At 71.8% G+C, this 13,459-nt stretch carries 7 protein-coding genes; 3 read left to right on the top strand and 4 right to left on the bottom strand.

Going from position 1 to position 13,459, the window contains the following annotated elements; translation table 11 throughout:
- Both ACFWIW_RS36540 and ACFWIW_RS36535 read right to left on the bottom strand, forming a co-directional pair.
- Positions 1 to 6,459, bottom strand: a complete 6,459-nt coding sequence (locus tag ACFWIW_RS36540) for an SDR family oxidoreductase (protein WP_378372660.1) — start codon at positions 6,457 to 6,459, stop codon at positions 1 to 3.
- A 399-nt stretch (positions 6,460 to 6,858) separates the two neighbouring features.
- Positions 6,859 to 7,764: a LysR family transcriptional regulator gene (locus ACFWIW_RS36535; RefSeq protein ID WP_378372659.1), complete on the bottom strand. Its 906-nt coding sequence runs from the start codon at positions 7,762 to 7,764 to the stop codon at positions 6,859 to 6,861.
- Positions 7,765 to 7,835: 71 nt separating this feature from the next.
- Between ACFWIW_RS36535 and ACFWIW_RS36530 the strand changes: the two genes are divergently transcribed.
- Complete coding sequence (locus ACFWIW_RS36530) at positions 7,836 to 8,825, top strand: YeiH family protein (RefSeq protein ID WP_378372658.1); 990 nt, start codon at positions 7,836 to 7,838, stop codon at positions 8,823 to 8,825.
- Here the strand turns inward: ACFWIW_RS36530 and ACFWIW_RS36525 are convergent.
- On the bottom strand, positions 8,803 to 9,978 hold the full coding sequence (locus ACFWIW_RS36525) for an MFS transporter (protein ID WP_378372657.1): 1,176 nt from the start codon (positions 9,976 to 9,978) through the stop codon (positions 8,803 to 8,805). The genes ACFWIW_RS36530 and ACFWIW_RS36525 overlap by 23 nt on opposite strands.
- 156 nt (positions 9,979 to 10,134) lie before the next feature.
- Positions 10,135 to 11,031 (bottom strand): DMT family transporter, encoded by an 897-nt coding sequence (locus ACFWIW_RS36520; RefSeq protein ID WP_378372656.1) that lies wholly within the window; start codon positions 11,029 to 11,031, stop codon positions 10,135 to 10,137.
- Between ACFWIW_RS36520 and ACFWIW_RS36515 the strand changes: the two genes are divergently transcribed.
- The gene (locus tag ACFWIW_RS36515) at positions 11,030 to 12,454 is read left to right on the top strand and encodes a PLP-dependent aminotransferase family protein (RefSeq protein ID WP_378372655.1); all 1,425 of its coding nucleotides are present in this window, start codon (positions 11,030 to 11,032) and stop codon (positions 12,452 to 12,454) included. The two genes, ACFWIW_RS36520 and ACFWIW_RS36515, sit on opposite strands and share 2 nt — an antisense overlap.
- Positions 12,455 to 12,491: 37 nt before the next feature.
- Positions 12,492 to 13,190: a Crp/Fnr family transcriptional regulator gene (locus tag ACFWIW_RS36510; RefSeq protein ID WP_378372654.1), complete on the top strand. Its 699-nt coding sequence runs from the start codon at positions 12,492 to 12,494 to the stop codon at positions 13,188 to 13,190.
- Positions 13,191 to 13,459: the final 269 nt, after the last annotated feature.

The raw sequence follows: 13,459 nt of genomic DNA, 5'->3' as shown, positions 1-13,459 counted from the left end.
TCACCACCCCGACGCGGTGTAGGTGACGGCCGTGAGGGCCTCGTCGCCCCACGCCAGTTCGCGCAGCAGGCTCAAGGTGCCTTCCTCGGGGTCGATCAGCTCGATCCCGCGCCGGGCGTAGTCCCGCATCAGCTCCGGGGTGACCATCCCGTCGTTCACCCCGGTCGGCGCCCACGGTCCCCAATGGACGGTGAGCCCACGCCGTCCGTACACAGTGGACCACCGGTGCCCGAGCGCCTTCAGCGCGTCGTTCGCGGCCGCGTAGTCGGACTGGCCGCGGTTTCCCAGTGTCGCGGCGACGCTGCCGAACAGGACGGCGAACTTCGGCGCCTCCGGCAGTTCACCGGCCGCCGCGAGCAGGGTGCTCGCCCCTTCGACCTTGGTGGCGAAGACCCGGTCGAACGACGCCGGGTCCTTCTCCGCGATCAGCTTGTCCTCGATGACGCCCGCCGCGTAGACGATGCCGTCGAGCCTGCCGTGTTCGGCGTGGATCTCCTTGACCGCGCGGTGCACGGCCTCCGCGTCGAGCACGTCCACCGAGTGGTACCGCACCGGGCTGCCGAGAGCGCCGATCCGCCGCAGCGTCCCGCGGACCTCGCGTTCGGACTCGATGAGCCGGATGGTCCGCTCGATCTCGGCCGGTTTGGTCAGACCGCTCCCGATCAGGGCGGCGCGCAGCTCTTCCGTCGTCTTCGCGGTCGCGATCTCCGGTTCCTCGCCGTCGATGGGCACGGCGGTGCGGCCGAACAGTTCGATCCGGCACCGCGACGCCGAGGCCAGCGTGGTGGCCAGCCGGGCGGTGATGCCCTTGGCCCCGCCGACCAGGAGGACGACCGAATCCCGGTCCAGGCCGAGCGCTTCGGCCTCGGCCGTCCCGTCACCGGCCGGACCGGCGCCCGTGCTGCCGGGCAGGCCGAGGTATTCCTCGGTCATCCGCAGGCCACGCCGCGCGCCGCCACGGCGGACGACGACCGGCTCCCAGTCCCCGGCGGACAGCTCGGCGAGCAGGGTCTCCACTTGTTCGTCCACAGTGGATTCGGGATGCTGTTCCACCACGCGGGCGACCGTGTCCGGGTACTCCCTGGCCACCGTCCGGAAGAAGCCACGGGCGCCGTCGGCGGGGCCGTTCGCGATGAGCCAGCGCGGCCCACCCGCCAGGACCGCTTGGTACAACGGGAAATCGTCGGGGAAGGACGGTGACAGGTGGAACACGCCGTCCGCGCCGTGCTCCGGCACGCCCTGGACCAGTTCGGTTTCGGCGCCGTACCCGGCGAGGCGGGCGGTGAGCATCTCGGCGACCTGGCCTTCACCGACGACGGCGAAGCGGAGCCCGGCGAGTTCTTCGTCGGAGGGGGCGGGGGCGGCGAGATCGAATTCCCGCATCAGGTAGCGCTTCGGCGCCACCATGACGGCGTCGCTCTCTTCGGCGACCTTGTCACCGGAAGGCGCGCCGCCGAGCAGGTCGGCGAGTTCCGCGGCCGTCCGGGCCTTGGCGAGGGCTTCGGGGTCACCGCCGGTCAGGCCCAGCCGGGCCGCGAGTTCCCCGGCGATCTCGGCCCGTTTGATCGAGTCCACGCTCAGATCCGCTTCGAGGTCCAGCTCCGGCTCGATCATGTCCACCGGATAGCCGGTCCGCTCGCCGATCACCTCGACGACAGTGTCGAAGATCGAGGGTTCGGGCGCGGGAGCGGGTACGGGTACCGGCTCGGGAAGACTGAGGGGTGCGGGCGGCCGGACGACGGGATCGGTGCCGAGGTAGCCGAGCAGGACGTCCCGTTGCGCGGCGATCATCTCGCGGCTGGTGCGGAGGAACTCCGAAATGAGCGCCTCGCCGCCGTCGGTGCCGGGCCGGGAAGTCACGATCGCCTCCGTGTGGATTCGCTGGGCTGGGTGCAGGGCGGTGGCGGGGATGTCGCCGTCGGCGGTGCGGACGAGATGTCCGTCGACGGTCCAGCCCGCCTTCTTCGGTGGCCGAGCGGACAACGCGTCCGTGCAAGCGCGGCCGGTGAACAGCCGTCCGGTGCGGACGTCCGCACCGGCGACCGCCAGCCTCGCCAACGCGGCGAGGAAACCTGGGATCCCGGTACGGCGGCCGCCTTCGAGGGCGACCGTCCGATGTGGACGGCCGTCGAGCACGGCGGCGACGAGCCGGGTGAGGACCGAGCCGGGGCCCGCTTCGACGAAGGTCCGGGCGCCCGCGGCGTACATGGCCTCGATCTGGTCGGCGAACCGCACCGGCGCGCCGAGCTGCGCGGCCAGTCCGGCGCGGATCCCGTCCGGAGCGGACGGGTAAGGCGCTGCCGTCCGGTTGGCCCACACCGGGATTTCCGGTTCCCTGACCGCGACGGTGCCGAGCACGCGGGCGAACTCCGTCTCCGCCGGGGCGACCATCGGGCTGTGGAAGGCGCACCCGACCGAGAGGGATTTCGCCCCGATCCCGCGGGCGCGCAACCGGTCCACCGCCACGCCGACGGCGGCGGTCGGTCCCGAGATCACCGTCTGTTCCGGTGAATTCCGGTTGGCGGTGACGACGGTTCCGGTCAGGCCCTCGGCGGCGATCACTTCTTCGACGTCGGGGGCGTTCGCGGCGACGGCCGCCATCGTTCCCGGGTCGCCGGTACCGGTCGCACCGAGAATCGCCGTCGCCCGTGCCCGGCTGAGTTCCAGCAGCGAAGCCGAACTCAACGCACCGGCGGCGGTCAGCGCGACCAGTTCGCCGTAGCTGTGCCCCGCCACCATCGAGGGCCGGATCCCGGCCGTGTTCAACAGGTGTTGCGCGGCGAGCCCGACGATCCCGAGCGCGGGTTGCGCGGCCCGGGTGTCCGTCAGCCGGACACGCTGCGCCTCACGTCCGGCCTCGTCGAACGCGGCGGGCGGGAACAGGACGTCGACGGTGCTCCCGGCGTGCGCGAGGTAGCGCCGCAGCTCCGGGAATGCGACGAAGAGGTCCGCGAACATACCCGGCCGCTGGCTGCCCTGGCCGGGAAAGAGGAACGCTATCTCGCCCACCGGCGCGTCGTCTGCGCCGAAGATGCCCGCTTTCTCGTCCCGGTCCCCGGCGATGGCCCGGCGCAGCGACGAGGCCAGTTCGTCCACAGTGGACGCCAGGATGGCGAACCTCGTCCGGCCGCCACGGCTTTCCGCCCGGCGGGACGCGGCGAACGCCAGATCCCGCAGCCGCAGGCCCTGCCCCGTGGCGGCCAGGAGATCCTGGGCGTCCTTGTCACCCGCGAACAGGAACAGCTCGGCAGGCCATTCGTCGAGGGTCTTCGCGGGCGGGACGGCGCCTTCGTACGAGGTCAGGACGACGTGGAAGTTCGTGCCGCCGAACCCGAAGGCGCTCACCCCGGCGACGCGTTCGGCCTCGGCCCACGGCCGGGCCTCGGTGTGGAACGCGAACGGGCTGGTCTCCGGGTCCCACGCCGGATTCGGCTTCTCCAGATGCAGCGTCGGCGGTTTGACGCCGGTGTGCAGCGCGAGGCTCGCCTTGATCAACCCGGCCAGCCCGGCGGCGCATTTCGTGTGCCCGATCTGGGATTTCACCGAACCGAGCGCGCACCGGCCGGGTTCGGCGCCCGCTTCGGCGAACACCTTGGTCAGGGTGGCGAGTTCGGTGCGGTCGCCCACGACGGTGCCGGTGCCGTGCGCTTCGACGAGCCCGACCCGCGACGGAGAGATCCCGGCGTTGCGGTACGCCCTGGCCAGCGCGTTGTGCTGGCCCTCCGGCCGGGGTGCGGTGAGCCCGAGTGCCCGTCCGTCGCTGGCACTGCCGACGCCTTTGATGACGGCGTAGACGCGGTCGCCGTCGCGTTCGGCGTCCGCCAGCCGCTTCAGGACGACGCAGGCGACGCCCTCGCCCAGCGCGATCCCGTCGGCGCCGCTGTCGAAGGTGGCCGAGCGGCCGGACGGCGAGAGCGCGTGCACCGAGGAGAACAACAGGTAGTCGTTGATCCCGTTGTGCAGGTCGGCGCCGCCGCACAGGACGAGGTCGCTGCTACCGGTGACGAGTTCCTTGCAGGCGACGTCGACGGCGGTCAGCGACGAGGCGCACGCCGCGTCGACCGTGTAGTTCGCGCCGCCGAGGTCGAGCCGGTTCGCGATCCGGCCCGCGATGACGTTGGCGAGCACCCCGGGGAACGAGTCCTCGGTCAGGCGCGGCAACTGGCGGTCGAGGTCGGCCGGGAGTTCGCCGAGGTAGGACGGGAGCACGGTCCGCAGGGTCATCGCGTTGGACAGGTCGCTCCCGGCTTCCGCGCCGAAGACCACCGATGTGCGGGACCGGTCGAAGGCGCGTTCGGCGTATCCGGCGTCGGCGAGCGCCCGCCGCGACACCTCCAGCGCCAGCAGCTGCACGGGTTCGATACTCGCGAGCGACGCGGGCGGGATGCCGTGGCCCAGCGGGTCGAACGGGATCTCCGGCAGGAAACCGCCCCAGCGCGACGGCGTCTTCTCGCCGTCGCCGTCGGGCGCGTAGTAGAGCGCCGGATCCCAGCGCCGGGCCGGCACCTCGGTGACGGAGTCCGCTCCGGACAGGATGTTCGCCCAGTACGCGGCGAGATCCCCGGCCTGCGGGAAGACACCGGCCATCCCGACGATGGCGATGTCGAGCGGTTCCGGAACGGGCTCCTCGTCCACGCCATCCAGCAGCTCGGTGGCGCGGGCGGCGAGAAACGCCTGGGCTCCCGGCCCGACGGCCTCGTGCAACCGGGCGATCGTCGTGACCTCGGAGCGCAGCACGGCGACGTCGCCCGCCATGAACATGCCCTCGGCGAGCTGCCGGTCTTCGGCGACCGGGCCGAGCATGTCCCCGACGCGCTCGATTCCCTTGCTCGCCAGGCGAAGCCGTCCGACGTTGAGCTTCTCCAGCCGCTCCCAGGCCTCGCGGTCCGGCAGGCCCTGGTCCTTCAGCGCCCGTTTGAGCTCCGCGTATTCAGTGGTGAACGCCGAACGTACGCACCGTGTCGCGTGTCCCGGCGCCGTCTCCAGCAGGTCGGTGCGCGTGGCTTCGACGACCTGGCGCTGGAACGACGGCAGGACGGCGCCCGCGCGGACGGCCTCCTCGGTGAACAGATACGCGGTGCCCATCAGCAGACCGGCCGTCGCGCCGAGCCGGGTCAGCGGGGCCGCGGCGGCGGTGACCATCGCGGCCGATCGCTCGTCGTGGACCCCACCGGCGAAGTACACCTCGACCTCCGCCGCGTAGTCGCGGAGCACGTCGATCTGGGCTTCCCACAAGGGAAAACTCGCCCTCGGCCCGACATGTCCACCGCATTCGGAGCCTTCGAAGACGAACTTGCGCGCGCCCGCTTCGAGGAACTGGCGCAGCAATCCCGGCGACGGGACGTGCAAGAACGTCGAGATGCCGGCCTCTTCCAGCGCCTTCGCCTGTGCCGGACGGCCACCGGCGATGATCGCGTGGCTCGGCCGGATCTCGCGGATCACCTCGAGCTGCGCGGCACGGACGTCCTCGGCCGCGAAGCCGAGCACGCCGACACCCCAGGGCGCGTCGCCCAATGCCGTCTTGGTCGCTTCGAGCATCTCGCGGGTCTGCGCGGGCCCGGACAAGGCCAGAGCCAGGAACGGCAACGCTCCCCCGGCGGCGACGGCCAGCGCGAATTCGGGCCGGTCGCTGACCCTGGTCATCGGGCCTTGCGCGAGCGGCAACGGGCCGCCGGAAGCGGTGAGCCCCTCGGCGATCGACGCGCGAACGCCGTGGATCGCGGCCGGGAGGGTTCCCCAGCGGGCTCGGAACCGCCCGGGAAGGAAGGCGTCCTGCCCGGCTTCCACCGGACGGCGGCGCAGCCGACGGACACCGCCGTCCACAATGGTCTCGGAACCGTCGAGACCTTCCAGCGCCATCGTGACGTCCGACGGAAGCTCCGCTTCGGGGAGCAGCGCGAACGCCGTGTCGAGGACGACGCCGGCGGCGCCTCCGGCCACGGCGGCGGCCGCGGTGTGCGCACCGATCCCGCCGTACGCCCAGACCGGCACGCCGATCGCCGGATCGGTCAGCAACTGCTGCAGGAACACGAAGGTGCCGAGTTCGCCGACCCTGCCGCCCGCCTCGTGACCGCGGGCGACGAGCCCGTCCGCGCCGGCGGCGACCGCTCGCACGGCTTCGTCCCGGCTCGTGACTTCCATGAGCACCCGGCGGCCCGGAAAGTCCACTGTGGACTGTGGCGCACCCGCGGCGAGCAGAACCGTGTGCGCCGCGGCAGGAAGCTCGACCGGTCCCGCGACGCGGACACCGAAGCCGGTCGTGAGCCAGTCCCCGGCCAGGTCGAGTTCTTCGCGAGCCGCCCGGTTTCCGCTGGTCAGATCCAGGACGCCGAGCGCACCGGCCCGTGTCGCCGCGGCGGTGAACCGCGCGGACGGCACACCGAAAGGGTGCACCGCGACGAGCAGATCCGCCGTACCGGTCAACAGTGAGGCATCGGCGCCACGAATCGACTTACCCACGGGAAGCCTCCGGCACACGGAAGAGTGACTTGGTTACCGGGCGTACTTAAACGCAGGCGAGGCTTCGCGTCAATACTCGACAGTAGGGTTTCCGGTCACAGGAACCGGATGGCGGTACGCCGACCTGCGAAACGCGAAGTCCGTCGTGAGAATTTAGCGTTCCGGATACATCGGGGTGCCGGGTTTTCCGTGCCCCTACAGGAAAGAAGCGTCAACGACCAGGCGTCCCAACGCCCGATACGCCATCCGGCCTGTTACCCGGAGTACGCCATTCCGCTTTCATCGGACCACTGGAATCAGTGGTCCGTACCCATTTCCTGAATTCGACTCCCTTTCGCCCTATCGTCGGTATCACGGCGCCGGGAGATTCGGTATCACGCGCGGAAAACATGAAGGGAATCAGCGGGCTTTCGCATTCCGGACCGCGATGCTCAGCAGTTCCGCCGCCGGACCGGCGAGCCGCCGCCCGGCCGGCCACACCGCGCGCAGCTCCCGGCCGAAATCGACGCCGTCCACCGCGACCGCGACGAGCCGCCGGTCGGCGACGTCACGGGCGATGGCGAGCTCGCTGATCACCGCCGGTCCGGCGCCCGCGATCACGGCGTTGCGGACGGCGGAGGCGGAGCCCAGTTCCAGCAACGGTTTCGCCGGGCCGACCCCCGCCTTGCGCAAGGCGGCGTCGACCGTCTCCCTGGTCCCGGAACCGAGTTCACGGACCACGAGCGGCGTGATCGCCAGTTCGGCCGCGGTCAGCGGACGGCGTTTGCGCGCCCACGGATGGCTCGCGGGCACGACGAGGACCAGGCGGTCGGTGGCCACCCGCCGGGACGAGAGGCCGGGCAGCGAACCGGGCGACTCGACGAACCCGAGATCGACCTTGCCCTCGCGCGCCATTTCGGCGGCCTGGTCGGAGTTGGTGACCTCCAGCCCGAGGTACAGCCCGGGGTCGCCGCGTTTGAGCTCGCCGATCCAGCCGGGCACCAGATACTCGGCCAATGTCATGCTGGCGGCGACGCGCAGATGCGCCTCGTGCTGGGTGCGCAGCGCCTCGGCTCCGTCGAGCAGACCGTCGAGTTCGGACAGCACGCGGTGCGCCCAGCCCGCGATGACCCGGCCGTCGGGGGTGAGCGCGGAGCCGCGCCGCGTACGGTCGACCAGCACCAGGCCCAGCCGTCGCTCGACTGTGGACAGTCGTTTGCTCGCCGACGGCTGCGCGATCCCGAGGCTGGCCGCGGCCTGCCCGATACTGCCGAGCTCGTCCACGAGCACCAGCAGGCGCAGGGAGTCCAGATCGGGTGTGGTCATAGCCCAAGTGTATGACCTACCCCTCGCGTTCCCGGCTACCGAGGCCACCCCGGCCGGGCGAAGCTCGAACCATGAGCACCACGCACGCGAGACCGACGAAGCCCTACCTCACGGCACTGGCCGTCACCGGCGCCGGGGTGGCCGCCGCGTACCTGGCCGGCACCGCTTTCCCGGTCGTCAGCGCGCTCACCATCGCCGTCGTGCTCGGCATCCTCACCGGCTCGCTGTCGTCGGTCTCGGAGGAGACCCGGAAGGCCATCGCCGGGATCACCAGGAAGCTCCTTCGCGCCGGTGTCGTGCTGCTCGGTCTGCAACTGTCGCTCCCGGCCGTCCTCGCGCTGGGCCCCGGGACCCTGCTCGCCGTCGTGCTCACGGTCGGCGTCACGTTCCTCGGCACCATCGGCCTCGGCAGGCTGCTGGGCGTGCCGCGCGGCCTGGCGATGCTGGTCGCGACCGGGTTCTCGATCTGCGGCGCGTCCGCCATCGCCGCCATGGAAGGCGTGGTGAAACGCGAGGACTCCGACGTCGCGACCGCGGTCGCGCTGGTCACCTTCTACGGCGGGCTCGCCATCGCGGCGGTCCCGCTGATCGGCGGCTGGCTGCGGCTCGACGCGGCCCGCATCGGCGAATGGGCCGGGCTCAGCGTGCACGAGGTCGCGCAGGTCGTCGCCGCGGCCACCCCCGCGGGCAGCGCCGCCATCGCGGTCGCGATCGTGATCAAGCTCAGCCGGGTGGTCCTGCTCGCCCCGATGGTCGCCGCGGTCGGCGTGCACGAACGGAAGCGTCCCGTCGACGGCAAGCGGCCGCCGCTGGTACCGCTGTTCGTCGTCGGTTTCCTGGCGATGGCCGCCCTGCGCAGCACCGGGATCCTGCCGGGTCTCGCGCTCGACGTCGCCAAGATCGCCTGCACGCTGCTGCTGGCCGGAGCGCTGTTCGGGCTCGGCTGCGCGGTCCGGATCGGCACGCTCGTCCGCACCGGCGGCCGCGCCCTGCTGCTCGGTCTGCTCTCCACCCTGCTGGTCGGGACCACCGCGCTGGTCACGCTGACCGTGCTCGGCTGAGGACCGCCACCGCGAGCAGCGCGACCACGCCGCCGGTGACCATCACGGCCGGGACGGAGACGGCGTCGACGACCAGCCCGCCGAGCAGCGCACCCGCCGAAAGGGTCGCCTGGAACGACGAGGTGAAGAGCACCGACGCCGCCTCGGGTGTCCGTGGAGCCGCCCTCGCGAACCACGTCCCCGAACAGACCGGGACGGCACCGTAGGCGAAACCCCAGACCACCAGCAGCGCGAGCGCGCCCGGTTTCGTGTCGCCGACGAACGGCAACGCACAGGTCACCACGCCGATCAGTCCGGCCGCGGTGAGGAAGGTCAGCCGGAGGTCGCGCGCGATCGCCGCGCCCGCGACGAAGTTTCCGGCGATCCCGGCGGTGCCGTAGACGAACAGGAAGACGGTGATCAGCTCCGGGCTCACCTGCGTCACCTGGCGCAGCAGCGGCGTGACGTAGGTGTAGGTCCCGAAATGGGCGAGCACGACCAGCACCGTGACGAGCAGGCCGAGCCGGGTCGCCCGCTCGCGGGTCATCCCGCGCAGGACGCCGAGCCGGGTCGCGTCCGCCGACGGCAGCGCGGGCAACGCCGACGCGAGAGCGGCGAGGACACCGGCCGTGAACACCGCCATCACGGCGAACGCCGCGCGCCAGCCGAAGAGTTCGCCGAGGTAGGTGCCCGCGGGCACCCCCAGCACGGACCCGAGCGGTACGGCGGAGAAGATCACCGCGGTCGCCTTGCCCGCGCGTTCCGGGCCGACGAGCCGGACGGCGAGCCCGGACCCGATCGCCCAGAAGGCGCCGATCACCAGCCCGACCAGGACCCGCGAGAGCAGCACGGCCCAGTAGGCGTGCGCCGTCGCCGCGAGGACGTCGGACAGCGCCAGCACCACCATCAGCGCGCACAGCAGGATCCGGCGGTCGAGCCGTCCGGCGGCGACGGTGACGGCCGGGGCCGCGAGCGCGGCGAGGAAACCCGGCAGGGTCATGGTCAGGCCCGCCGTCCCCGGTGTGATCCGGAAATCCTCGCCGATCGGGGTCAGGAGGCCGATCGGCAGGATCTCCGTGGTGACGAGGGAGAAGATCCCCAGCGTCACCGCGAGGACGGCGAGCCATCCCTTCAGCGGGGTCCGCGCGGAGGTGTCGAGGGTCGAAGCGGTCATGTGCTTCAGCCCATCACCGCGCGGGCACCGCGGTCTGGCGGATTCGCGACGTCGATCTAGGTCCAGGGCTGAAGGGGACTTTCCCCGCGTCACATGCGACGAAAGCGTCCTTCACCGCGTCGTATGCGGCGATGGGCCCCTTCAGCCCCCACCGGTCTAGGTACGGGACCGTTGGGTCACCACGATGCAGGCGACCACGATCAAGGCGGTGATCGGGGCGGCCGCCGGAAGGTGTTCGCCGAGCAGCAGGATCGCCCAGACCAGCGTCAGCAGCGGCTGCGCGAGCTGCAACTGGCTCGCCCGCGCGACGCCGATCTCGGCCATTCCGCGGTACCAGGCGAAGAAACCGCCGAACTGCGAGATGAGCGCGACGTACAGCAGGCCGGCGATCCCCTCACCGGTGACGTGCAGCGGCTCGGTCGCGAGCCCGAAGACGGCGAACGCCCCGGTGACCGGCAGGGCCATGACCAGCGCCCAGGCGATCACGTGCCAGCCCGCCATCTCCCTGGCCAGCCTGCCGCCCTCGGCGTACCCGAACGCGCACAGCACGAGCGCGCCGAACAGGAACAGGTCCGCTGTGGACAGTCCGCCGCCGCTCTGGGCGACGGTGAACACCACGACCGCGCTCGCGCCGACCGCGGCGGCGAGCCAGAACCGGCGGGACGGCCGGTTCCCGGTCAGCTTCGAGGAGATGACGGCGGTGGCCAGCGGCAGCAGCCCGATCACCACCGCGGAATGCGCCGTCGTCGACGTCTTGAGCGCGAGCGTGGTCAGGATCGGGAAGGCGAGGACACAGCCGAGGGAGACCACGGCCAGGCCCCGCCACTGGTCGCGCCTCGGCAGCGGGACCCGGAAGATCCGGAGACAGGTGCCGGCCACCAGCGCGGCCAGGACGCTGCGCAGCCCGGTGGCGGTCCACGGGTCGAAGCCCTTGAGCGCCCACACGGTGGCGGGGAACGTGAACGAGAAGGCGAGGACACCCAGCGCCGCCAGCGCGGTCCCGGAGCGGACCGCTACTGCCCGGTCCGCGATAGCGCTATCATCCAGTCTCATGTCCGATGGTAGCAGCGTCACCAGCCTGGTCATACAGCTGCGGTCCACTTTGGAGCGCTATCCGGTCGATGGAAAGCTCCCGTCGAGCCGGGAGCTGGTCCGGGAGCTGAAGGTGAGCCCGGTGACGGTGTCGCGCGCCATCGCCGCGCTGGCCGCCGAAGGACTGGTGATCACCCGCCCCGGTGCCGGCGTCTTCCGCGCACCGCCGCCTCGTGAAGCGGCGGTGTCCGGCGACGTGTCATGGCAGGAGGTGGCGCTGAGCTCGCAGTCCGGCACCCGCGCGATCGACGCGAGCGGCGTGCTCACCGCGCTGAGCGATCCTCCTTCGGGCGTCATCGACCTCAACGGCGGCTACACGCATCCGAGCCTCCAGCCGGAACGCGAACTCGCGGCGGCGTCGGCCCGCGCCGGCCGCCGTCCCGGCGCGTGGACGCGGCCGCCGATCTGCGGCCTGCCCGAACTGCGGGCCTGGTTCGCCCGCGACATCGGCAGCCCGGTGAACGTCGAGAACGTGCTGGTCACCTCGGGCGGGCAGAGCGCGCTGACCACGGCGTTGCGCGCGCTCGGCGCTCCCGGCGCGCCGGTGCTGGTGGAATCCCCGACGTATCCGGGGATGCTGGCCATCGCGCGGGCGTCCGGGCTGCGGCCGGTCCCGGTGCCGATCGACCGCGACGGCGTCCGGCCCGAACTGCTCGCGGACGCCTTCCGTGACACCGGCGCCCGGCTGTTCGTCTGCCAGCCCGCGTTCCAGAACCCGACCGGCGCGGTGCTGTGCGCCGAACGCCGCGCCGAGGTGCTGCGGATCGCCCGTGACGCGGGCGCTTTCGTGATCGAGGACGATTTCGCCCGGCTGATGGCGCATCCCGGCAGCCCGGCTCCCCCGCCGCCGCTGGTGGCCGACGATCCCGACGGGGTCGTGGTGCATATCCGCTCGCTGACGAAACCGGCGTCGCCGAGCCTGCGGATCAGCGCGCTGGCCGCCCGCGGCCCGGCGCTGGAACGGCTGCGCGGGCTCCACGCCGTCGAGAGCTTCTTCGTGCCGCGGCCGCTGCAGGAAACCGCGCTGGAACTGGTGAGCTCTCCGGCTTGGTCACGTCACCTGCGGACGCTCGCTGCCTCGCTGCGGGAACGCCGCGACGTGGCCGTCTCGGCGGTGCGGGAGTTCCTGCCGTCCTGGCAAGCCGTCCCGGTCCCGACCGGGGGCTACCACCTGTGGCAGCCGCTCCCCGGTTTCGTCGACGAAGTAGCGCTGACCAGCGCCGCTTTCCGCGCGGGAGTAGCGGTCACCCCCGGCAGGATGTACTTCGCGGCCGAGGCGCCGGGCCCGTATCTGCGCCTGAGCTACGTCAGCGCCGCGACAGGCGCGCAGCTTCGCGAGGGCGTCCAGCGTCTTTCCCAGGCGTACCAGGAGATCCCCGGCTGACATCTCGTACGATCGCGCACGGAGGCGACGAGAAGGCATGACTCAGCCGGCGGCGGAGCCGCACGATCCACCCGGCAGGCTCTGGGAGCTGCTCGACGACGGCCAGCGCAAGGCGCTGCGGGCCGAGGCCGAACTGCGCCAGTACCCGGCGGGTACGGTGATCATCCGCGAGGGTGACCGCTCGGACTGGGTGCTGATCCTGATGACCGGGCGGGTCAAGATCACGTCGGTGTCCACCGGCGGCTACGACGCCGTGCTGGCCGTGCGCGATCCCGGCGACATCATCGGCGAGATGGCGTCGATGGACGGCAGCCTGCGCTCGGCGACGGCGATCGCCGTCGAGCCGGTCACCGGGCTGTGGCTGTCCGCGCGGGCGTTCAACTCCGTGCTCCGCGAACATCCCGGCATCTCCGTGGTCCTGCTCCGGATCATCACCTCCCGCCTGCGCTACGCCAACTCGCGCCGCACCGAATTCGGGGACAGCACCGCCGCCGAACGCATCGCCGCCATCCTCGTCGACCTCGCCGAGCGCTACGGCGTACCCGTCGCCGACGGCACCCTGATCGCGCTGAAGATCAACCAACGCGACCTGGCGGGGCTCGCGTCCGCGTCGCGCGAAGCCGTCGCGCGGACCCTGCGGGCCTTGCGCGCCGACGGGCTGCTCAGCACCGGCCGCCAGCGGCTGGTCGTCCGGAGCCTGAACGACCTCAGGCAGCTGGCACCCGACGACCGCTGAGCCGGCAACCGCCGGTGGGTCCCGAGTACCGGACCCACCGGCGCCACGACGCGAACCGGCGATCGACCGCCCGCTTGCGCCCCTCCGGATCGATCACCTTCATCGGCCCTCCCTCCCGATCTCGCGTCGTGTCCGACGGGAACGAGCTTGGCAGGAACGGCACCACCGTTCTGCGTCACCTGACACAAAGCGCGAAACCGGGTTGTACGCGTCTTGTACGAGCCGGAAGGACTCTCATGCCCCGTCACCCGGAATCGAATCCAGGACGG

Origin of the sequence: Amycolatopsis sp. NPDC058340, assembly GCF_042723975.1 — a bacterium.
Lineage (GTDB): Bacteria > Actinomycetota > Actinomycetes > Mycobacteriales > Pseudonocardiaceae > Amycolatopsis.
Note: the sequence above shows the minus strand (reverse complement) of the source record. Positions and strands in the feature narration are given on the sequence as shown.